This window comes from Acidovorax sp. KPB24-07 (assembly GCF_057543315.1).
Genome location: NZ_BAAJYS010000002.1, coordinates 1 through 22,370, shown reverse-complemented (window position 1 = coordinate 22,370; position 22,370 = coordinate 1). Strand labels below are relative to the sequence as shown.

18 protein-coding genes, 1 other RNA gene and 2 pseudogenes are annotated in these 22,370 nt (G+C 65.4%); 16 read left to right on the top strand and 5 right to left on the bottom strand.

Annotated features, from left to right (window positions below; genetic code table 11):
• Positions 1-779: 779 nt before the first annotated feature.
• From ssrA to ompA, 4 genes are all read right to left on the bottom strand, one after another.
• Positions 780-1,158, bottom strand: a transfer-messenger RNA (tmRNA) gene (gene ssrA / locus AC27IQ_RS00615).
• A 12-nt stretch (positions 1,159-1,170) separates the two neighbouring features.
• On the bottom strand, positions 1,171-1,848 hold the full coding sequence (gene gph / locus AC27IQ_RS00610; protein WP_487087419.1) for a phosphoglycolate phosphatase: 678 nt from the start codon (positions 1,846-1,848) through the stop codon (positions 1,171-1,173).
• A complete protein-coding gene (ubiG, locus tag AC27IQ_RS00605; RefSeq protein WP_487087417.1) occupies positions 1,845-2,558 on the bottom strand; it encodes a bifunctional 2-polyprenyl-6-hydroxyphenol methylase/3-demethylubiquinol 3-O-methyltransferase UbiG in 714 nt (237 codons plus the stop codon). The genes gph and ubiG overlap by 4 nt, the downstream gene beginning before the upstream one ends.
• A 76-nt stretch (positions 2,559-2,634) precedes the next feature.
• Positions 2,635-3,300 carry an outer membrane protein OmpA gene (gene ompA / locus AC27IQ_RS00600; RefSeq protein WP_272568896.1) on the bottom strand — a complete coding sequence of 222 codons (666 nt, stop codon included), beginning with the start codon at positions 3,298-3,300 and terminating at the stop codon, positions 2,635-2,637.
• A gap of 225 nt (positions 3,301-3,525) precedes the next feature.
• Between ompA and gyrA the strand changes: the two genes are divergently transcribed.
• The 16 genes and pseudogenes from gyrA (at position 3,526) to mnhG (ending at position 21,929) form a co-directional block, all read left to right on the top strand.
• Positions 3,526-6,165, top strand: a complete 2,640-nt coding sequence (gyrA, locus tag AC27IQ_RS00595; RefSeq protein WP_284428658.1) for a DNA gyrase subunit A — start codon at positions 3,526-3,528, stop codon at positions 6,163-6,165.
• Between the two features lie 101 nt (positions 6,166-6,266).
• Entirely contained in the window at positions 6,267-7,376 is a 1,110-nt protein-coding gene (serC, locus tag AC27IQ_RS00590; RefSeq protein WP_487087414.1) for a 3-phosphoserine/phosphohydroxythreonine transaminase, read from the top strand.
• A gap of 38 nt (positions 7,377-7,414) precedes the next feature.
• Entirely contained in the window at positions 7,415-8,512 is a 1,098-nt protein-coding gene (gene pheA, locus AC27IQ_RS00585) for a prephenate dehydratase (RefSeq protein ID WP_284428660.1), read from the top strand.
• Positions 8,513-8,523: 11 nt separating this feature from the next.
• The gene (locus tag AC27IQ_RS00580) at positions 8,524-9,411 is read left to right on the top strand and encodes a prephenate dehydrogenase (RefSeq protein ID WP_487087412.1); all 888 of its coding nucleotides are present in this window, start codon (positions 8,524-8,526) and stop codon (positions 9,409-9,411) included.
• On the top strand, positions 9,411-11,429 hold the full coding sequence (locus AC27IQ_RS00575; protein WP_487087410.1) for a bifunctional 3-phosphoshikimate 1-carboxyvinyltransferase/cytidylate kinase: 2,019 nt from the start codon (positions 9,411-9,413) through the stop codon (positions 11,427-11,429). Before AC27IQ_RS00580 ends, AC27IQ_RS00575 begins: the two co-directional genes overlap by 1 nt.
• Before the next feature lie 183 nt (positions 11,430-11,612).
• Positions 11,613-13,298 carry a 30S ribosomal protein S1 gene (rpsA, locus tag AC27IQ_RS00570; protein ID WP_092739611.1) on the top strand — a complete coding sequence of 562 codons (1,686 nt, stop codon included), beginning with the start codon at positions 11,613-11,615 and terminating at the stop codon, positions 13,296-13,298.
• Between the two features lie 103 nt (positions 13,299-13,401).
• A complete protein-coding gene (locus AC27IQ_RS00565) occupies positions 13,402-13,731 on the top strand; it encodes an integration host factor subunit beta (protein WP_284415059.1) in 330 nt (109 codons plus the stop codon).
• 114 nt (positions 13,732-13,845) lie between these two features.
• Positions 13,846-14,167: pseudogene (locus AC27IQ_RS00560) on the top strand (LapA family protein).
• Entirely contained in the window at positions 14,157-15,314 is a 1,158-nt protein-coding gene (gene lapB, locus AC27IQ_RS00555; protein WP_487087408.1) for a lipopolysaccharide assembly protein LapB, read from the top strand. Before AC27IQ_RS00560 ends, lapB begins: the two are co-directional and overlap by 11 nt.
• Positions 15,311-15,649 carry a ComEA family DNA-binding protein gene (locus tag AC27IQ_RS00550; RefSeq protein ID WP_487087406.1) on the top strand — a complete coding sequence of 113 codons (339 nt, stop codon included), beginning with the start codon at positions 15,311-15,313 and terminating at the stop codon, positions 15,647-15,649. The genes lapB and AC27IQ_RS00550 overlap by 4 nt, the downstream gene beginning before the upstream one ends.
• A 99-nt stretch (positions 15,650-15,748) precedes the next feature.
• On the top strand, positions 15,749-18,709 hold the full coding sequence (locus AC27IQ_RS00545; RefSeq protein ID WP_284428663.1) for a monovalent cation/H+ antiporter subunit A: 2,961 nt from the start codon (positions 15,749-15,751) through the stop codon (positions 18,707-18,709).
• Positions 18,709-19,074: a Na+/H+ antiporter subunit C gene (locus AC27IQ_RS00540; protein ID WP_272568874.1), complete on the top strand. Its 366-nt coding sequence runs from the start codon at positions 18,709-18,711 to the stop codon at positions 19,072-19,074. The genes AC27IQ_RS00545 and AC27IQ_RS00540 overlap by 1 nt, the downstream gene beginning before the upstream one ends.
• A 32-nt stretch (positions 19,075-19,106) precedes the next feature.
• Positions 19,107-20,789 (top strand): monovalent cation/H+ antiporter subunit D, encoded by a 1,683-nt coding sequence (locus AC27IQ_RS00535; RefSeq protein ID WP_487087465.1) that lies wholly within the window; start codon positions 19,107-19,109, stop codon positions 20,787-20,789.
• Positions 20,786-21,280 carry a Na+/H+ antiporter subunit E gene (locus tag AC27IQ_RS00530; RefSeq protein WP_284401041.1) on the top strand — a complete coding sequence of 165 codons (495 nt, stop codon included), beginning with the start codon at positions 20,786-20,788 and terminating at the stop codon, positions 21,278-21,280. Before AC27IQ_RS00535 ends, AC27IQ_RS00530 begins: the two co-directional genes overlap by 4 nt.
• The gene (locus AC27IQ_RS00525; RefSeq protein ID WP_284415051.1) at positions 21,277-21,561 is read left to right on the top strand and encodes a K+/H+ antiporter subunit F; all 285 of its coding nucleotides are present in this window, start codon (positions 21,277-21,279) and stop codon (positions 21,559-21,561) included. The genes AC27IQ_RS00530 and AC27IQ_RS00525 overlap by 4 nt, the downstream gene beginning before the upstream one ends.
• Positions 21,558-21,929 (top strand): monovalent cation/H(+) antiporter subunit G, encoded by a 372-nt coding sequence (mnhG, locus tag AC27IQ_RS00520; protein WP_284401042.1) that lies wholly within the window; start codon positions 21,558-21,560, stop codon positions 21,927-21,929. Before AC27IQ_RS00525 ends, mnhG begins: the two co-directional genes overlap by 4 nt.
• Positions 21,930-22,179: 250 nt before the next feature.
• On the opposite strand, the pseudogene AC27IQ_RS00515 reads toward mnhG, so the two are convergent.
• A pseudogene (locus AC27IQ_RS00515) lies at positions 22,180-22,370 on the bottom strand (FlhC family transcriptional regulator); the annotation flags it as partial.

Sequence of the window (22,370 nt, the reverse complement as noted above, 5' to 3'; positions counted from 1 at the left end):
GTCTCAACGCCGGAGCAGTGCCTTCAGGCGGAGGACAAGGATGGCTTTCAGATGTCGGAAAGGGAAAGGCATCAGGGCTGCGGGTGTTCATGGGAGGACTTCTTCCAGAGACGACGACGGATGGATGAATGGGTGGCGGCGCACTGAAGGCCGTCTGGCTAGCCGTTTCGACGGGGGTCTGACGGCTCGCGGGAATCCGCAATGCCACCGCCGTCTTCCCCCTCCTTTTGCGGTGCAGGCCGTTTCTGCGGCATGCGCTGCATTGCGGGATCTGTTTCGACCAATTCCGGGCTGGGACGACCGGGGTCCTTGCGCGGCTTACCGTCCGGGGAGTCGACCTGGTTCACCATGGCTGTACCTCCGGCATGTCGGCCACTGCCACCTGGCAGGGCTGCGTTCCTGTGGCGATGCGCGTCGTGGCCGGTACCGCGTTGGCGGTGCTTGAAATACCGGCTGGTCTGGTGGTTTGCATGAATTTCCTTTCCAAGGAGAAATCAGTTTGCGAACCCCTGTTCGATGCGGATGTAGGACTGCAGCGCTCATGCCGCAGTGGCACCACAGGCCGTGATACCGAGGGCAGAACGGCTTTCGATGCACGTCCGCGGAGTCGACACGGACATGCCGGGCACGTCCACACTCGATGGCGTATCGGCAAGTGCACTAACCGACACGTGCGACTCGCGGGCCATTTCGATGCGATGGGCGCGACACCCCACAAAGCGCCGGGCAAGAAAAAACCGCCACAGCCTGACGGTGTCAGAGTGTGGCGGTATCCTGAGTGGTGGAGCTGGCGGGAATTGAACCCGCGTCCGCAAGCCTTCTTCGGGCAGATCTACATGTTTAGCGGTCTGTTTTGATTCTCATGGCCCACGTCGCGCAGTCGCACGCTACGTGGGACACCAGTACCCTTGGATCTCGCTCCATGCCAAGGTACCCGGCACGGAACCAGCCAGCGTGAATAACCTTGCAGCCGGGAGGTCTTGCGACCCCCTTGCCCAGCCCGCTAGCATGCTGTTGCAAGGCTCACCGGTGTTTAAGCGGCGAGTGCGAAACGTTCGTCGTTTGCAGTTAGTTTTTTGAATGCAGATTTACGAGCGCCACTCAAGCTCGACATGCACCACACCGATTCCGAACCCACGTCGAAACCAGGGCAGCCCCAAGCCTCGTATTTTAAGGCGCAGAGATCAATTGCAAGACCTCGAGCGGAGATTTAATTGCGGCCTGTGCGCCCCACTCGTGCACAGCGGTTTGCGTGCCGAGGTAGCCGTACAACGCAGCCACGGTGCGCATGCCGGCCGCAAGGCCCGCGACGATATCGCGCTCATCGTCGCCGACGTAGATGCAATGCGCTGGTTCGATATCCAGGCGTCTGGCCGCTTCGAGCAGGGGCTCGGGGTGCGGCTTGCTGTGTGCGGTGGTGTCGCCACTGATCACCGCACCGGCGCTACTGAACAGTGGCGTGGCCGCCACCAGCACATCCGTGAACCTTGCCGCCTTGTTGGTGACGATGCCCCAAGGCATGCCACGCCGGCTCAACTCGGCGATCATTGACTCCACACCATCGAACACTTTCGTGCGCTGCTGAATGCAGGCCTCGTAGTTGACGAAGAACTCTTCTCGCAACGCCGGAAAGTCGGGATGGGCCGTATCCATGTCGAATGCCACGGACAGCATGCCCCTGGCTCCAGCCCCTGCCATGGGCCGATACCGATCGGCAGGCAGAGACGGCAAACCACGGTCCGTTCGCAATTTGTCGGCGGCAGCACCCAGGTCGGGAGCACTATCGATCAATGTGCCGTCGAGATCGAACAAGACGGCACGAACATGGGTAAAGACAGGTGAACTCATACGGCGGCGCGGCGTGCAGCGAGCATGTAGTTGACCGAGGTGTCGGCACTCAGCCAATAGCGTTTGGTCAGCGGGTTGTACTCCAGTCCCCGGCTGTGAACGATATCGAGGCCCGCCAGCCGACTGGCGGACGCCAATTCGCTGGGCTTGATGAATTTCGCATACTCGTGCGTGCCTTTGGGCAGCATGCCCAAAATGTATTCGGCGCCGACGACTGCCAGCATGAACGCCTTGGCATTGCGATTGATGGTGGAAAAAAAGACCCAGCCACCCGGCTTGACCAGACGCGCGCACGCTTGAATCACGGAGGCGGGGTCCGGCACGTGCTCCAGCATTTCCATGCATGTGACAGTATCGAAGGTGCCAGGTACTTCCGCGGCCAAGTCCTCCACGCTGACTTCACGGTACTGCACATGGGGTGTCCCGGTTTCCAAGGCATGCAATTGCGCGATTCGCAATGATTTGCTGGCCAGATCAATGCCTGTTACCTGCGCGCCTTTTCTGGCCATCGAATCCGTGAGGATGCCGCCACCACATCCCACATCCAGCACCTGCTGCCCTTCTAAAGGCGATATGCCATTGATCCATTCCAGGCGCAGCGGATTAATCTGGTGCAATGGACGAAATTCACTTTCCGGATCCCACCAGCGGTGGGCGAGTGCGGAAAATTTGGCCAGCTCTGCTGGATCGGCATTAATGTGATCGCTCATGTGGGTAGGTGCTCCAAAAGAGATGGCCCATAAAAAAAGCCCCGTTTCCGGGGCTTTTTCATGACTGATTCGGAAATCAGTTAGAAGCGCGGGTACCGACCACTTCGATTTCCACGCGACGGTTCTTCGCACGGCCTTCCTTGGTCTTGTTGTCGGCGACGGGTTGCTTCTCGCCCTTGCCTTCAGTGTAAACGCGGTTCTTTTCGATGCCCTTGGACACCAGATAAGCCTTCACAGCTTCAGCGCGGCGAACCGACAGCTTCTGGTTGTAGGCATCCGTACCGACGGAGTCGGTATGACCCACGGCGATGATGACTTCCAGGTTCACGCTCTTGACCTTGGAAACCAGGTCATCCAGCTTGGCCTTGCCTTCTGGCTTGAGCACGGACTTGTCAAAGTCGAAGAACGCATCGGCAGCATACGTCACCTTGCTGGCCACTGCGGGAGCAGGAGGCGCTGCAGGGGCAGGCGTTGCAGCAGGTGCGGGAGCAGCAGCGGCAGGGGTAGAAGCAGGAGCCTGAGCAACCAGAGCACCATCACAACCGACAGCAGCGGTAGCAGGGGTCCAGTTGGCATCGCGCCAGCACAGTTCGTTCGTGCCGTTCTTCCACACCAGTTCGCCGGTACCGTTCTGCCAGTTGTCAACAACCTTGCCGCCGTCGGCTGCTTTGACTTGAGCGCCAGCCGAGGTAGCAAGCACAGCAGAGGCCAACAACATCGCCACTTTGTTCAGTTTCTTCATGGTTCTCCTCTTGGGGAAAAAGCCGCAGCCGCGCTGCGAATATGGACGTCATCAGTGACCATCACTAAAAAACGTTGAAATGATTGTGCCATACGTAACAACGCAAAGTGGTTGCAGACGGGGCGCGCACGGTAGGACAAAAGCGCTTTACCCCTGATGTGTTGCGCACTTGCGACAAGACGTTCCGCCTAGAATGGCCCTCCTCCGCCGTCCACGCAGTTCTCCATGACACAGTTCGCCAAAGAAACCCTGCCCATCAGCCTTGAAGAGGAAATGCGGCGAAGTTATCTCGATTACGCCATGAGCGTAATTGTGGGTCGCGCGCTGCCCGATGCGCGCGACGGCCTCAAGCCGGTGCACCGGCGCGTGCTGTTCGCCATGCACGAACTCAACAACGACTGGAACCGGCCTTATAAGAAGTCCGCCCGTATCGTGGGCGACGTGATCGGTAAATACCACCCGCACGGCGATCAATCGGTGTACGACACGATTGTGCGCATGGCGCAAGACTTCTCCATGCGCCATCTGCTCGTCGATGGCCAGGGCAACTTCGGCTCGGTGGACGGCGACAACGCGGCCGCGATGCGTTACACCGAAATCCGCCTGGCGAAGATCGCCCATGAAATGCTGGCGGACATCGACAAGGAAACCGTCGACTTCGGCCCCAACTACGATGGCAGCGAAAGAGAACCGCTGGTGCTTCCCAGCAAGCTGCCCAATCTGCTGGTCAACGGCTCCGGCGGTATCGCCGTGGGCATGGCCACCAACATCCCTCCCCATAACCTCAATGAAGTGGTGGATGGCTGCCTGCACCTGCTGCACCATCCCGACGCGTCCATCGACGATCTGATGGAGATCATTCCCGCTCCTGACTTCCCCACGGCCGGCATCATCTACGGCATCAACGGGGTGAAGGACGGCTACCGCACGGGCCGCGGCAAGGTGGTCATGCGTGCGCGCTGCCACTTCGAAGACATCGACCGCGGCCAGCGCCAGGCCATCATCGTAGACGAGCTGCCCTACCAGGTCAACAAAAAGACGCTGCAGGAGCGGATGGCCGAGCTGGTGCACGAAAAGAAGATCGAAGGCATCAGCCACATCCAGGACGAATCCGACAAGTCGGGCATGCGCCTGGTGGTCGAACTCAAGCGCGGCGAAGTGCCCGAGGTGGTCCTGAACAACCTTTACAAGCAAACGCAGCTGCAGGACACGTTCGGCATGAACATGGTGGCCCTGGTGAACGGGCAGCCGCGGCTTTGCAACCTGAAGGAGTTGGTCAGCGTCTTCCTGCAGCACCGCCGCGAAGTGGTGACGCGCCGCACGGTCTTCGAACTGCGCAAGGCACGCGAACGCGGCCACGTGCTGGAAGGTCTGGCGGTGGCGCTGGCCAACATCGACGACTTCATCCGGATCATTCGCGAATCGCCGACGCCCCCCGTGGCCAAGGCGGAACTGATGACCCGCTCGTGGGACAGCAAACTGGTGCGCGAGATGCTCACGCGCACCCGGGCCGACGGTGGCACCGTGAATGCGGACGACTACCGGCCGGAAGGGCTGGAGCGTGAATACGGAATGGGCCAGGACGGCCTGTACCGGCTGTCCGACACCCAGGCGCAGGAAATCCTGCAGATGCGCCTGCAGCGCCTGACCGGCCTGGAGCAGGACAAGATCGTTTCCGAATACCGGGACGTGATGGCGGTGATCGAAGACCTGCTGGACATCCTGGCCAAGCCAGAACGCGTCTCCGTCATCATTGGCGAAGAGCTGACGTCCATCAAGCAGGAGTTCGGACAGCACAAGCTCGGGGCGCGGCGCAGCGTGGTCGAATACAGCGCGCAGGACCTGTCGACCGAAGATCTGATCACGCCCACCGACATGGTGGTCACGCTCAGCCACACGGGGTACATCAAGAGCCAGCCGCTGTCCGAATACCGGGCGCAAAAGCGCGGCGGCCGCGGCAAGCAGGCGACGGCCACCAAGGAAGACGACTGGATCGACCAGCTCTTCATCGCCAACACGCACGACTACATCCTGTGCTTTTCCAACCGTGGTCGACTCTACTGGCTCAAGGTGTGGGAGGTTCCGGCAGGCTCGCGCGGCTCGCGCGGCCGCCCGATCGTCAACATGTTCCCGCTGCAAGAAGGCGAAAAGATCAATGTGGTTCTGCCGCTGACCGGCGACATGCGGACGTTCCCGGCCGATCGCTACGTGTTCATGGCCACGAGCATGGGCACCGTGAAGAAGACGGCGCTCGATGAATTCAGCAACCCCCGCAAGGGCGGCATCATCGCCGTCAACCTGGACGATGGCGACTACCTGATCGGCGCGGCGCTCACCGACGGTGCGCACGACGTCATGCTGTTCAGCGATGGCGGCAAGGCGGTGCGCTTCGACGAAAACGACGTGCGCCCCCTGGGCCGCCAGGCACGTGGCGTGCGCGGCATGATGCTGGAAGACGGGCAGAGCGTGATCGCCATGCTGGTGGCCGAAGACGAGACCCAGAGCGTGCTCACTGCCACCGCGAACGGCTACGGCAAGCGCACCAGCATCGTCGAATACACGCGCCATGGCCGGGGCACCAAGGGAATGATCGCGATCCAGCAGAGCGAGCGCAACGGCAAGGTCGTGGCGGCCACGCTGGTCCACGCCGATGACGAGATCATGCTGATCACCGACAAGGGTGTGCTGGTTCGCACCCGCGTGTCGGAGATCCGCGAGCTGGGCCGCGCCACCCAAGGCGTGACGCTGATCGCGCTGGACGAAGGCTCGCAGTTGAGCGGCCTGCAACGCATCGTGGAAAACGATGCCAATGTGCCAGACATCGACGCCGATGAAGAAGGTGGCACGCCGCCCGCAGAAGCCTGATCCCTGCCCCATGCAAAGCGCTCCGATGGGCGCTTTGCTATCACAACCATAGCAATCAGCCCTAGATAAATATGCGCTGAGGCCTTATTTCACTTGAAACCATGAATCGCCCGTACAACTTCTCCGCCGGCCCGGCCGCCATTCCCGCCGAAGTCCTGCAGCAAGCGGCTGCCGAAATGCTGGACTGGCACGGAAGCGGCATGGGCGTCATGGAGATGAGCCACCGCGGCAAGGAGTTCTTGTCGATCTACGAACAGGCCGAAGCCGACCTTCGTGAGCTGCTGGCGGTGCCTTCGCAGTTCAAAATCCTGTTCATGCAGGGGGGCGGTCTGGCTGAGAACGCCATCGTGCCGCTGAACCTCTCGCGCGCAGCGACGGTGGACATGGTCGTCACCGGCAGCTGGAGCCAGAAGTCGGTGAAGGAGGCCCGCAAATATGCGGCGGAAGTGCACGTGGCCGCATCGGGCGAGACCAGCCACTTCACCACGCTTCCCGAGCCAGCCAGCTGGCAGCTGAGCCGCGGCGCGAGCTACCTGCACCTGTGCAGCAACGAGACCATCCACGGCATTGAATTCCACGAACTGCCCGACCTGAAGGCGCTGGGCAGCGATGCGCCCCTGGTCATCGATTTTTCTTCCCATGTGGCATCGCGCGCCGTCGACTGGTCGCGCGTGGGCCTGGCGTTCGGTGGAGCGCAGAAGAACCTGGGCCCTGCCGGCCTCACGCTGGTGGTGGTGCGGGAGGATCTGCTGGGGCACGCCCTGCCCGCCTGCCCCAGCGCCTTCGACTACAAGATCGTGGCGGACAACCAGTCCATGTTCAACACCCCGCCCACCTGGGGCATCTACGTGGCCGGCCTGACCTTCCAGTGGCTCAAGCGCCAGCGCGAGGGCGAACTGAGCGGCATCGCGGCGCTGGAGCATCGGAACATCGCAAAGGCCCGGCTGCTGTACGACACCATCGACCAGTCGCAGTTCTATGTGAACAAGGTGTCGGAGAACGCCCGGTCCCGCATGAACATTCCGTTCTTCCTGCGCGACGAATCGCGCAACGATGCCTTCCTGGCAGGCGCCAAGGAACGCGGGTTGCTGCAGCTCAAGGGGCACAAATCGGTGGGCGGCATGCGTGCCAGCCTGTACAACGCCATGCCCCTGTCGGGCGTCGAGGCCCTGGTGGCCTACATGCGAGAATTTGAACGCAAGCACGCCTGAAGCCCTGACAGTCCAGAGAAAACGCCCCCACACCTTTCATGACCATCCCGCAAGCCTCTCCGGACCTCGCCAGCCTGCGCGTCCAAATCGACAACATCGACCAGCAGCTGCTCACGCTGCTGAACCAGCGCGCCCTGGTCGCCGAACGGGTGGGCGAGATCAAGAAGCGCGAAGGCACGCCTTTCTTCCGCCCCGACCGGGTGGCCCAGGTCATCGAGAAGATCCAGACCGCCAATCCCGGCCCATTGAAGGGGCCGCATGTCGCGGCCATCTGGCGCGAGATCATGTCCGCCTGCCTGGCACTCGAGTCACCGCAGCGGGTGGCCGTGCTCGGCCCGGCCGGCACCTTCTGTGAGCAGGCGGCCGTGGAGTTCTTCGGTGGCGCGGCCGACCTCATGTACTGCGCCAATTTTGACGAAGTGTTCCACGCCACGGCGGCGGGCAGCGCGCAATACGGTGTGGTCGGCGTGGAAAATTCGGTCGAGGGCGTGGTGACCCGATCGCTCGATCTGTTCCTGCACACGCCTTGCCACGTGGTCGGCGAAGTGAGCCTGCTCGTGCGCCACAACCTGATGCGGCAGTCCGACTCGCTCGAAGGCATCGAGGCGGTGCTGGCACACCCGCAGGCGCTGGCGCAATGCCAGGGATGGCTGTCCAAGCACCTGCCCCACGCAGAACGCCGCCCGGTATCCAGCAATGCGGAAGGGGCCCGGCTGGCCGCGACCAATCCGGCGTGGGCGGGCATTGCGAGCGAACGGGCCGCCACGCAATTCGGCTTGCATCTGGTCGCGCATGCCATTCAGGACGATGCCTACAACCGCACCCGGTTCGCCATCATCTGCCTGCCGCACACGCTGCAGACGCCGCCACCGTCGGGCAAGGACTGCACCAGCCTGGTCATCTCGGTGCCCAACCGGCCCGGCGCGGTCCACGACCTGCTGGTGCCGCTCAAGACACACGGGGTGTCGATGACCCGGTTCGAATCCCGCCCCGCCCGCACAGGCCAGTGGGAGTATTACTTCTACATCGACCTCGACGGCCACCCGTCCCTGCCCCATGTGGCACGGGCCCTCGAAGAACTGCGTGCGCTGTGTGCGTTCTACAAGGTGCTGGGCACCTACCCGGTCGCGCCATGAGCGGGCCCGCCATGTTTGAACAGCTGGGGTTGATCGGCTGCGGCCTGATGGGAGGGTCGTTCGCCCTGGCCATGAAGAAGGCCGGCCTCGTCAAGCGCGTGGTCGGGTACAGCAAGTCGCCGTCCACCACCGACCGCGCCCGCCAGATGGGCGTGATCGATGTCGAGGCACCGTCCGCGTTGCTCGCCGTGGCGGGCGCCGACATCGTGCTCGTGGCCGTCCCCGTGGCCGCGACCGAGGCCACGCTCAAGGCCATCAAGCACCTCGTCACACCGCAGATGCTGATCATGGACGTGGGCTCGACCAAGGCCGACGTGGTGCAGGCCGCACGCCGCGCTCTCCGCGACCAGGTGGGATCCTTCGTTCCGGCCCACCCGATCACCGGGCGCGAGGTGTCCGGCGTGGAATACGCGGAAGCCGAGCTGTACAGCGGTCGCCAGGTCATCCTCACGCCGACCGAGCGCACCTTGACCGCCCATCTGCAAAAGGCCGAAGAAGTGTGGCGCACGCTGGGCTGCCGGGTGCAAAGCATGTCGCCCGAATCGCACGACGCTGCCTTTGCGTCCGTCAGCCACCTGCCTCATTTGCTGGCCTTCGCCATGATGAACAGCATCACGGCGCAAGACAATGGCGATATGTTCCTGTCCCTGGCAGGCCCGGGCTTTCGCGATTTCACCCGCATCGCGGCCAGCGACCCCAAAGTCTGGCGAGACATTCTGTTGTCCAACCGCGAAGAGCTTCTGGCACAGTCGCGGCTTTTCCAGCAGGCATTGCAGCAGTTGGAGCAGACCATGCAGCAGGGCAATCCCCAGGCGCTGGAAGACCTGATCACCCTGGCCAGCGAAACCCGCGCGCACTGGCGCATGGGCGCCCAACGCACCCCCACCCCCAATTCCTGATGTTCAGCACCGAGTTTCTCGACCTCCCGCCGCTGTCCACGGCGGGCGGCGCCATACAGCTTCCAGGCTCCAAGAGCATCTCCAACCGTGTTTTGCTGCTGGCGGCACTGAGCGAAGGCACCACCGAAATCCACGACCTGCTGGCATCCGATGACACCCGGGTCATGCTCGATGCACTGCGGCAACTGGGTTGCACGGTGGACGAGCAAGGCGCCAGCGTGCGCATCACCGGGCTGGGCACCCAACCCGCGAACGCGCCGGCCGCCCTTTTCCTGGGCAATGCCGGCACGGCGATGCGCCCGCTGACGGCCGCGCTGGCGCTGCTGGGTGGCGAATTCGAATTGTCCGGCGTGCCGCGCATGCACGAGCGGCCCATCGGCGACCTGGTGGATGCGCTGCGCCAGCTCGGTTGCCGCATCGACTACCTGGGCAACGAAGGGTTTCCACCCCTTCGCATTGCACACGCCCAAGGCGTGCCGCCGCTATCGCTGTCCAGGCCCATTTCCGTGCGCGGTGACGTGTCGAGCCAGTTCCTCACCGCCCTGCTGATGGCGCTTCCACTGGTCGCGGTCGAGCAAGACGTGGTGATCGAGGTGGTGGGCGAGCTGATCTCGCGGCCCTACATCCACATCACGCTGCAGTTGCTGGCGCGGTTCGGCATCGATGTACAGCATGACCGGTGGCAGCGGTTCACCATCCCGGCCCGCAGCCGATACCGTTCGCCCGGGAGCATCCACGTCGAGGCCGACGCGTCTTCGGCCAGCTATTTCATTGCGCTGGGCGCCATCGCCGGCGTTGCCGAGCAGGACGACGGCGTGCAGATCCTGGGCGTGGGGCAAGACTCCATCCAGGGGGATATCCGCTTCATCGAGGCCGCGCAGGCCATGGGCGCACAGGTCACGGGCGGGCCCAACTGGCTGAAGATCCGCCGCGGCGCATGGCCGCTCAAGGCCATCGATCTGGACTGCAACCACATTCCCGACGCCGCCATGACGCTGGCCGTCATGGCCCTCTATGCCGAAGGCACGACCACGCTGCGCAACATCGCCAGCTGGCGCGTCAAGGAAACCGACCGCCTGACCGCCATGGCGACCGAGCTGCGCAAACTCGGCGCCACGGTAGAGGAAGGCGCGGACTTCCTGCGCGTCACGCCCCCGGCTGCGCCTGCCGGCTGGCGGGCCGCCAGCATCCACACCTACGACGACCACCGCGTGGCCATGTGCTTTTCGCTGGCGGCTTTCAATCCGGCGGCGCTGCCCGTTCGCATCCAAGACCCCAAGTGCGTGGCCAAGACGTTTCCGGATTATTTCGAGGCACTGTTTTCCGTCACGCACACCCCCACGGAACGCATTCCGGTGATCTGCATCGACGGCCCCACCGCATCCGGCAAGGGCACCGTGGCCGCCGCCGTGGCGCAGCGACTGGGGTACCGGTTTCTGGACTCGGGCGCCATGTACCGCATCGCGGCGTTGGCAGCCTTGCGGGCGGGCCTGCAGATCGATGCGGCGCACGAGCCGCGCATCGCGACGCTCGCACGCGGGCTGCCCGTGCGATTCGAAGGCGGGCGGATCTGGCTCGGCGCCGATGATGTGACCGATACCATCCGCACCGAAGAAGCGGGAATGAATGCGTCGCGCGTCTCCGCACTGCCCGCCGTGCGGGAGGCCCTGGTGGCCCTGCAGCACAGCTTCCGGCGGCTTCCGGGACTCGTGGCGGACGGGCGCGACATGGGCACCGTGATCTTTCCCCAGGCCGCCTTGAAGGTCTACTTGACCGCCAGCGCGGCATGCAGGGCCGAACGCCGGCATAAACAGTTGATTTCAAAGGGGATTTCGGCTAGCATCGCAGACCTTCGCGCCGATTTGGAGGCGCGCGACGCCCGGGACAGTTCCCGCAGCGTTGCGCCCTTGAAGCCGGCGCAGGATGCCCTGGTTCTGGACAACTCCTCGCTCACGGTCGATGCGGCTGTCGAGCAGGTACTTGCCTGGTGGCAGGAACGACAGCCCTTCGCCACCTAGGCACGGGGTTGCAAGCCGAGGCTCACGCCCCGGACAGGCCCGCCCGGCCCCACAGGCACCCAGTGCCCAGACCGTGCGGTTCTCCAACCTAACCGCGGTTTTGCCGCAAAAAACCTCCGCAGGCAGCTCTAAAAACGATGGCAATGGTGCTGTCGGAACCCTGTTTGCGGCTTTAGGAAATACATGTCTGAATCTTTTGCCGCCCTTTTCGAAGAGTCCTTGACACGCACCGAAATGCGTCCGGGCGAAGTGATCACCGCCGAAGTCGTGCGCGTGGAACACAACTTCGTCGTGGTGAACGCCGGCCTCAAGTCCGAAGCCTACGTGCCCCTGGAAGAGTTCAAGAACGACAAGGGCGAAGTCGAAGTCCAGGTGGGCGATTTCGTCTCCGTGGCCATCGGCTCGATCGAAAACGGTTACGGCGACACCATCCTGTCGCGTGACACCGCCAAGCGCCTGGCCTCCTGGCTGGCGCTGGAAAAGGCCCTGGAATCCGGCGAATTCGTCACCGGCACGACCAGCGGTAAGGTCAAGGGTGGCCTCACGGTGCTGGTCAACGGCATCCGCGCCTTCCTGCCAGGTTCGCTGATCGACACGCGTCCGATCAAGGACCTGACGCCTTACGAAAACAAGACCCTGGAATTCAAGGTCATCAAGCTCGACCGCAAGCGCAACAACGTGGTGCTGTCGCGCCGCGCGGTGGTGGAAGCCTCCATGGGCGAAGAGCGCGCCAAGCTGATGGAAACCCTGAAGGAAGGCTCCATCGTCCAGGGCGTGGTCAAGAACATCACCGAATACGGTGCGTTCGTGGACCTGGGCGGCATCGACGGCCTGCTGCACATCACCGACATGGCATGGCGCCGCGTTCGCCATCCTTCGGAAGTGGTCACGGCCGGTCAGGAAATCACGGCCAAGATCCTCAAGTTCGACACCGAAAAGAACCGCGTGTCCCTGGGCCTCAAGCAAATGGGCGACGATCCGTGGATGGGCGTTTCGCGCCGCTATCCTTCGGGCACCCGCCTGTTCGGCAAGGTCACGAACATTGCCGACTACGGCGCATTCGTGGAACTGGAACCCGGCATCGAAGGCCTGGTGCACGTCTCCGAAATGGACTGGACCAACAAGAACATCGCTCCCTCCAAGCTCGTGTCGCTGGGTGACGAAGTCGAAGTCATGGTCCTCGAGATCGACGAAGACAAGCGCCGCATCAGCCTGGGCATGAAGCAGTGCAAGGCCAACCCATGGCAAGAGTTCGCGCAGAACACCAAGCGCGGCGACCGCGTCAAGGGCCCGATCAAGTCGATCACCGACTTCGGCGTGTTCGTGGGCCTGGCTGCCGGCATCGACGGCCTGGTGCACCTGTCCGACCTGTCGTGGAACGAAACCGGCGAAGCCGCCGTTCGCAACTACAAGAAGGGCCAGGAAGTCGAAGCGATCGTGCTGGCCGTGGACGTGGACCGCGAACGCATCTCGCTGGGCATCAAGCAGCTCGACGGCGACCCATTCACCACCTTCGTGACGGTGAACGACAAGGGCCAGACGGTGACCGGCAAGGTCAAGACCGTGGACGCCCGTGGTGCTGAGATCGACCTCGGCGAAGACATCATCGGCTACCTGCGCGCTTCGGAAATCTCCCGCGACCGCGTGGAAGATGCCCGCAATGTGCTCAAGGAAGGTGATGAAGTCACGGCCGTGGTGGTGAACGTGGATCGCAAGACCCGCAACATCCAGCTGTCGATCAAGCAAAAGGACATGGCCGACGAGCAAGGCGCCATGGCCAACCTGAGCCAGCAATCGAGCCGCGAAAGCGCCGGCACGACCAGCCTGGGCGCCCTGCTGCGCGCCAAGCTGGACAACTCGGACAAGTAATCCGAGAGTCAGGCAACGACCGCTTCGGCGGTTGTGAATGGCGGGCGCCTCGTGCGCCCGCTTCTTTTTGTTCTGTTTCCCAGGTTGCAAAGACTAGGATTCCATGACCCGATCAGACCTCGTTGAAGAACTGGCGGCACGGTTCAGCCAGCTCACCCAGCGCGATGCCGAATACGCCGTCAAGACCATTCTGGACGCCGTGGGCGACGCATTGGTGCGTGGCCACCGCATCGAGATCCGGGGTTTTGGCAGCTTTTCGGTCAACCGCCGCCCGCCCCGCATGGGCCGCAATCCCCGCAGCGGCGAAGCCGTGGCGATCCCGGAAAAGCGCGTGCCCCACTTCAAGCCCGGCAAGGCCCTGCGCGAAGCCGTAGACCAGCGCACGGTCGAAATGGGCATCGTCGATGCACCGTCGCAAAAACATCAAAATTGATAGCTGCCTGCGCTTGGCTGTCAAGCGCCGGGAGCCCGTGGCACGGGTATCGGCGCAGATGGCAGACGCGCCACGGCCTGCCCGTAGAATGCCCCCACACCACCGGGGAGACGCATGAAATACCTCCTGTGGCTGCTCAAGGCAGCCATTTTTTTTTACCCTGTTCGCTTTTGCACTGAACAACCAGCAAGACGCCACCGTGCACTTCTTTTTCGGCACGCACTGGAGCGCGCCCCTGGTGCTCGTCGTGCTGACGGCCTTCGCGGCCGGGGTCGTCGTGGGCGTGCTGGGCATGGTGCCCCGCTGGTGGAAGCACCGCAGCGCCGCCCGGCGCGCACAGGCCGCGTTGCCGGCTGAAGCCCCGGCTCCCGCACCGGTCGCGGCTCCAGCCGTGCCGGACCTGCAACAACAACCGCCCTCCATCCATGGAATTTGATTTCAGCTGGCTGCTGCTGGGCCTGCCGCTGGCGTTCGTGCTGGGGTGGTTCGCCTCCCGCTTCGACCTGCGGCAATTGCGCGAGGAGAACCGCCGCGCGCCCAAGGCCTATTTCAAGGGCCTGAACTTCCTGCTCAACGAGCAGCAGGACCAGGCGATCGATGCGTTCATCGAGGCGGTGCAGAACGATCCAGACACGTCCGAGCTGCATTTCGCGCTGGGCAACCTCTTTCGCCGCCGTGGCGAGTACAACCGCGCCGTCCGAGTGCACGAGCACTTGCTGTCACGCGGCGACCTGAGCCGCACCGACCGCGACCGGGCACAGCATGCGCTGGCCCTGGACTTCCTCAAGGCCGGCCTGCTCGACCGCGCCGAGGACGCCCTGCGGCGGCTGGAGAACACGCCGTTTGAGAGCCAGTCGCGCCTGGCCCTGCTGGCCATCTACGAACGCTCGCGCGACTGGCCGCAGGCGGCGGCCATCGCCCGCAAGATGCACGGATCGCATCAGGGCGACTTCAGCACGCGTCAGGCCCACTACCTGTGCGAACAGGCCATCGCACGGGCCGCACAAGGCGACCAGGAAGCCGCGCAGGCGCAGTTCGAAGAGGCCGTGGCCGCCGCGCCCCACGCACCCCGCCCGCGCATCGAACTGGCCCGCCTGCACCACCGCTGCGGCCGGCCGGAACAGGCGTTTTCCACGCTGCTGGAGCTGTCGCGCGAATCGCCCGGCGCCCTGCCCCTGGCCGCCCCGTTGCTGGTCGAGGTGGGCGCAGCCACCCAGCGCGCCGAGGAAACCTACCAGCTGCTGCTGAGCCATTACGAGCGGGCGCCGTCGCTGGACATGCTGGAGGCCATCGTGTCGATGGACGCCGCCTCGGGCGACGCGTCCCGGCCCGGGCCGCAGTGGTACGTGCGCCATCTGGACAAGGAGCCCTCGCTGGTGGCGGCCGCGAAGTGGCTGGCGCAGGAAACACTGGAGCACGAGCAGTTCCATCCCCAGGTGCAAAAGGCGCTGGACCAGGCGACCAAGCCGCTCACCCGCTACCGATGCGCGGCCTGCGGCTTCGAGGCCCGGCAGCATTTTTGGCAATGCCCCGGCTGCCAGACCTGGGACAGCTACCCCGCCCGGCGGGTGGAAGAGCTATGAGGCTGCGGGGGACCAAGGCCCTGCTGATCGCCATGGCCATGGCCGCAGCCGTTCACTGCGTCGCCGCCGTGGCGGCGGTGGAGGTCAACACGGCGTCCGTCGCCGACCTCGACGGGGTCAAAGGCATCGGCCCGGCGCTGTCGGCCAAAATTCTCCAGGCGCGCGAGAAAGGTCCGTTCCAGAACTGGCCGGACCTCGTCGGCCGCGTCCCGGGCCTGGGCAAGGCCTCTGCCGCGCGACTGTCCAGCGAAGGCCTCACGGTGAACGGTGCCTCGTTCGACGGCGCGCCGGCCACAGCCGCCCCATTGCCGCCCATGGCGGGCGCGTCGCGTTAGACACCCAATGGATTGCGAGCCCGCAGCACGCCCAATCTCCGGGCTCTGCTAGGGTATTCATAGCATGTCCGAAAGGCATGCCCGTAGAATCGTTCGGGCATGCCCCTGATCCTCCTCGTCCTCCTCCCCTTCATCGGCAGCCTGCTGGCGGCGGTGCTGCCGTCGAACGCGCGCAACACCGAATCCACGCTCGCCGGTGCGATCGCGCTGTTCTGTGCGGTGCAGGCCGCGCTGTACTTTCCGGAGATCGCCGCGGGCGGGGTGCTGCGCCAGGAAATCCCCTGGCTGCCCGCGCTGGGGCTGAACCTGGTGATCCGCATGGACGGATTCGCCTGGATGTTCTGCATGCTGATCCTGGGCATCGGCTCGCTGGTGGTGCTGTATGCGCGCTACTACATGTCGCCGGCCGATCCGGTGCCGCGCTTCTTCTCGTTCTTCCTGGCGTTCATGGGCGCCATGGCCGGCGTGGTGCTGTCGGGCAACATCATCCAGCTGGCCTTCTTCTGGGAGCTCACCAGCCTGTTCTCCTTCCTGCTGATCGGCTACTGGTACCACCGCCAGGACGCGCGCCGGGGCGCTCGCATGGCGCTCACCGTGACGGGCACGGGCGGACTGTGCATGCTGGCAGGCATGCTGGTGATCGGGCACATCGTGGGCAGCTACGACCTCGACCATGTGCTGGCCGCCGGCGAGCAGATCCGCAACCACCCGTGGTACCTGGCGGCCCTGGTGCTGGTGCTGCTGGGTGCGCTGACCAAGAGCGCGCAGTTTCCCTTCCACTTCTGGCTGCCCAACGCCATGGCCGCGCCGACGCCCGTGTCGGCCTACCTGCACTCGGCCACGATGGTCAAGGCGGGCGTCTTCCTGCTGGCGCGCATGTGGCCCGTGATGGGCGGCACCGAGCCCTGGTTCTGGCTGGTGGGCGGCGCGGGCGTGTGCACGCTGCTGGTGGGCGGCTACGCGGCCATGTTCCAGAACGACCTCAAGGGACTGCTGGCGTATTCCACGATCTCGCACCTGGGCCTGATCACGCTGCTGCTGGGGCTCAACAGCCCACTGGCGGCGGTGGCAGCGGTGTTCCACATCATGAACCACGCCACCTTCAAGGCCTCGCTCTTCATGGCGGCGGGCATCGTGGACCATGAAAGCGGCACGCGCGACATCCGGCGCCTGTCCGGACTGCGCACCATGATGCCGGTGACGGCCACCCTGGCGATGGTGGCCAGCGCCTCCATGGCGGGCGTGCCGCTGCTCAACGGCTTTCTGTCCAAGGAAATGTTCTTCGCCGAGACGGTGTTCCTCGACGCCTCGCCGCTGGTGGCGACCGTGCTGCCCGTCGCCGCCACGCTGGCCGGCGTGTTCAGCGTGGCCTACTCACTGCGGTTCATCGTGGACGTGTTCTGGGGCCCGCGCGCGCAAGACCTGCCGCGCCAGCCGCACGAGCCGCCGCACTGGATGCGCGTGCCCGTGGAACTGCTGGTGCTGGCCTGCCTGGTGGTCGGCATCTTTCCCGCGTGGTCGGTGGGCCAGTACCTGGACGCGGCGGCGCGGCCGGTGGTCGGCGGCCCGTTGCCCGAGTTCAGCCTGGCCATCTGGCACGGCTTCAATACCCCCTTCGTGATGAGCCTGGTCGCCCTGGGCGGCGGCACCGCGCTCTACCTTCTGCTGCGCCGCCAGCGCGCCGCCGGCAAGGTGGATGCGCCCCCGCTCATCTACCGCGTGAGCGGACGGCGCCTGTTCGAGATCGCCCTCACCTGGCTCACGCTGTGCGGGCACAACGGGCGGCGGCTGATGGCCACGCCGCGGCTGCAGTGGCAAATGCTGTGGCTGGTGCTGGCGGCGCTGGCCGGCGCGGCCCTGCCGCTGTGGACGCAGGGCCTGCAGCTCGGCGACCGCGGCACCCTGCCCCTGTCTCCGGCCTTCGTCGTGCTGTGGACGCTGGGCTCGATCTGCGCGGTGGCCGCCGCGTGGCAGGCCAAGTACCACCGGCTGGCGGCGCTGACACTGATGGGCGGCGCGGGCCTGTGCACCTGCATCACCTTTTTGTGGTTCTCGGCGCCCGATCTGGCGCTCACGCAGATCGTGGTGGAGATCGTCACCACCGTGCTCGTGCTGCTGGGCCTGCGCTGGCTGCCCCGGCGCGACGAGCGGCTGCGCGGCGTGGACACCACCCACCCGGGCATCGTGCGGGCACGGCGGCTGCGCGACATGGCGGTGGCGCTGGCCGCCGGCGGCGGCATGGCCTGGCTGGCCTTCACCATGATGAGCCGGCCGTTCCCCGAAAGCACCTCCACCTTCTTCCTGGAGCGCGCGCAGACCGAGGGCGGCGGCACCAACGTGGTCAACGTGATGCTGGTGGACTTCCGCGGCTTCGACACCTTCGGCGAGATCGTGGTGCTGGGCATCGTGGCCCTGACGGTGTATGCGCTGCTGCGCCGCTTCCGCCCGGCGCGCGAGACCATGGACCTGCCCGAGCAGCAGCGCAACATGCCGGCCGATCTGCAGACCGACCTGCTCAACCCGCGCAATGCGACCGACACCGCCATCGGCTACCTGATGGTGCCCGCCGTGCTGGTGCGGCTGCTGCTGCCATTCACGGCCCTGGTGTCGTTCTACATGTTCATGCGCGGCCACAACGAGCCGGGCGGCGGCTTCGTGGCCGGGCTGGTGCTGTCGGTGGGGCTGCTGCTGCAATACATCATCTCGGGCACGCACTGGGTCGAGGCGCATCTGCCGCTGTACCCGCGCCGCTGGATCGGCACGGGGTTGCTGTTCGCCCTGGGCACCGGGCTGGGCGCCATCGCGCTGGGCTATCCGTTCCTGACCAGCCACACCGCGCACCTGCACCTGCCGGTGATCGGCGAGATCCACATCGCCAGCGCGCTGTTCTTCGACATCGGCGTCTTCACCCTGGTCGTCGGCTCGACGCTGCTGATCCTCACCGCCATCGCCCACCAATCGGTGCGGGGCCACCGCTACCACGCGCGCCTGGCCGAGGAGCGCGAGGCCGAACTGGCGGCCAGCCCCGACGCCACCGCCCCCGAAGGAGGAGCCCGCTGATGGAAATCGTTCTCGCCATTGCCATCGGCGTGCTCACCGGCTCCGGCGTGTGGCTGCTGCTGCGCCCGCGGACCTTCCAGGTCATCATGGGCCTGGCCCTGCTGTCGTATGCGGTCAACCTGTTCATCTTCAGCATGGGCCGCCTGGGCCTGGCCATCAACAAGGAGCCCGTGCTGGTGGAAGGTGTTCCGAAGGACCTGCTGCACTATGCCGACCCCATGCCGCAGGCGCTGGTGCTGACTGCCATCGTGATCGGCTTCGCCATGACGGCGCTGTTCCTCGTGGTGCTGCTGGCATCGCGCGGCATGTCGGGCACTGACCATGTGGACGGCACGCGCTCGCACGACGTGCAGGAGATGCCGTGACCCCGGCCCTCGCGCACGCCCTTTCCGCATGGATGCCGCACCTGATGCTGGTGCCCATCGTGCTGCCGCTGCTCACCGCCGCGCTGATGCTGCTGCTGCGCGAAGAGCGCCAGCGGCTCAAGCTGGGCCTGAACATCGCATCCACCTTCCTCGGCCTGGTGGTGGCCACGGCGCTGCTGCTGTGGACGGCCCAGGCCACCGTGCCCACCACCATGGGCGTGTACCTGCCGGGCAACTGGCCCGCGCCATTCGGCATCGTGCTGGCGCTGGACCGGCTCTCGGCCATGATGCTGGTGCTGACCAGTGCCGTCGCCCTGTGCTCCATCGTCTTCGCGGCCGCGCGCTGGCACCGCGCCGGGGTGCACTACCACCCGCTGTTCCAGTTCCAGCTGATGGGGCTGGCGGGCGCGTTCCTCACCGCCGACCTGTTCAACCTGTTCGTGTTCTTCGAGATCATGCTGGCCGCCTCCTACGGGCTGCTGCTGCACGGCTCCGGACGCACTCGGGTACAGGCCGGGCTGCACTACATCGCCATCAACCTGGCGGCCTCGTCGCTGTTCCTCATCGGCGTGTCGATGCTGTACGGCATCACCGGCACGCTGAACATGGCCGATCTGGCGCAGAGCATTCCCAAGGTGGCGGCGGCGGACCGGGGCCTGCTGCACGCAGCGGCGGCCATCCTGGCCACGGCCTTCCTCATCAAGGCCGCGATGTGGCCGCTCAACTTCTGGCTGGTGCCGGCCTACAGCGCTGCCACCGCGCCGGCCGGCGCGCTGTTCGCGCTGATGACCAAGGTGGGCGTGTACACCATCCTGCGGCTGTGGACGCTCATGTTCAGCAGCGAAGCCGGCGCCTCCGCGCTGTTCGGCAGCCTGTGGCTGATCGGCGGCGGCATGATCACCATGGCCTTCGGCGGCATCGGCATGCTGGGGTCGCAGCGGCTCACGCACCTGGCGGGCTATGCGGCCATTCTTTCGTCCGGCACGCTGCTGGCGGCGGCCGGTTTCGGGCAGAACGTGCTGACCGCCGGGCTGCTGTACTACCTGCCCAGTTCCACGCTCGCGATCAGCGCGATGTTCCTGCTGGGCGACCTGATCGACCGCTGGCGCAACGACGGCGCCACGCTCGCGCCGCACGAGCGGCACGACGACGCGCCCTTCCTCACGGCCGAGCTGGTGCCCGCCGCGGGCCTGAACCTCGACGAGGACGAGACCGTGCTGATCGGCCGGGTCATTCCCGCCGCCGCCGCCTTCCTGGGCCTGGCCTACCTGCTGTGCACGCTGGTGATCGCCGGGCTGCCGCCGCTGTCGGGCTTCGTGGGCAAGTTCGCCATGCTGACGGCCCTGCTCAACCCGCTGGGCCTGGGCTCGTCGTCCGGCTACCAGCCCGGTACGCCGGGATGGGTGCTGCTGGCGCTGATGATCGTCACCGGCCTGTTCGCGCTGATCGCCCTCACCCGCACCGGCATCCGCTATTTCTGGACCACGCACGACCGCCGCCCGCCCCAGCTGCGCGTGCTGGAAGGCCTGCCGATCGCGCTGCTGCTGGCCGGGTGCATCGGCCTCACGCTGCACGCCGGCGCGGTGATGCGGTTCACGCAGGCCACCGCCAACGCGCTGCACACACCGTCCAGCTACATCCGCGCAGTGATGTCGGCGCGGCCCGTGCCCGGGCCGGTCACGCCGGCGCAGCCGCCCGCGAAGGAAACGCCATGAAGCGCCTGTTCCCCGCCCCGCTGCTGTCCGTGGCGCTGTTCGTGATGTGGCTGATGCTCAACCGCTCGGTGAGTGCCGGGCAGCTCGTGCTGGCGGCGTGCGTGGCCATCGCCATCCCGGTGCTCACGCGTGGCCTGCGGCCCCTGCCGGTGCGCATCCGCCGGCCCGGCACCGTGCTGCGGCTGGTGGCGTCCGTCATCGCCGACAGCGTGGTGTCCAACCTGCGGCTGCTGCGCTTTCTGGCAACGCCATCGGGCCACCGGCCGCACCCGCCGGGCTTCGTGCAGATTCCACTGGAGATGCGCGACCCGAACGCCCTGGCGGTGCTGGCGATGATCGTGTGCATCACCCCCGGCACGTCGTGGGCCGAACTGTCGCTGGACCGTTCGGTGCTGATGCTGCACGTGCTGGAGCTGGACGACAAGCAGGCCGCCATCGATCACGTCAAAACGCGCTACGAGCGCCCCCTGATGGAGATTTTCGAATCATGACCAACGGTTCCATCCTGTCCATCGCGCTGCCGGTCGCCGTCTTCCTGCTGGTGCTGGCGATGTCCTGCGCCCTGGTGCGCATGCTCAAGGGCCCGTCGGCGCAGGACCGGGTGCTGGCCCTGGACTGCATGTACCTGAACGGCATGCTGTGCATGCTGGTGCTGGGCATCTACTACGGCAGCACGAACTACTTCGAGGCGGCGCTGCTGATCGCGCTGCTGGGCTTTGCCAGCTCCACGGCGATGGCCAAGTTCCTGCTCCGGGGCGAGGTGATCGAATGACCGCCACCACCCTGCCCCTGTGGGCCGAGATCGCCATCGCGGCCCTGGTGCTGGCCGGGTGCGGCATCGCCCTGCTGGGGTCGCTCGGGCTGCTGCGCCTGCCGACCTACTTCGAGCGGGTTCACGCGCCGTCCGTGATCGCCACCCTCGGGTGCTGGTGCATCGTGCTGGCCACGCTGCTGTACTTTTCGGTCCAGGGCGCCGGGCTGGCGCTGCACGCGCTGCTCATCGGCCTGTTCGTGGCGGTCACCGTGCCGGTGACCAACATCTTCCTGATGCGCGCCGCCCTGTTCCGCGCGCGCCGGGCCGGCCAGAACGTGCCGCCCAGCCTGAGCCGCCTGCACGAGAGCACCGACCGCGACTCCTGAGGCCATCGTCGGCGCATCTTCTCGGCGCGTTTCTCGGCGCCTTCTTCGACGCATTTGCTACCAAATTTATAGCAACATGCCCTAGAAGAATATGCCGCCACGGCCTGTTTGACCACATGCCGAACGGTCCGTACCGGACGAGCGGCATCGGTGGCTGGACACAGCCGAACGCTACCAATTCAATAGCATGATGCCCTAGTGGAATATGCGCTGGAACGGCTTTTTGGCTCAAAGCCTGGTGGTGCAGGGCTCAGTGCAGCATCAGCGCGCCGGCCGACTTGCTCTTGCCGGCACGGGCGGGCGGATTGCACCAGCCGCAGGTGTAGGTTGCGGGCGTTTTCGTACAGCTCGGTGACGAACTGGCCGCTGCACTGCGAGCAGGCGGTGCGGGTCAGCATGCCGGCGTCCACGAACTTCACCGGGCGCCAGGCGCGGGTCGAA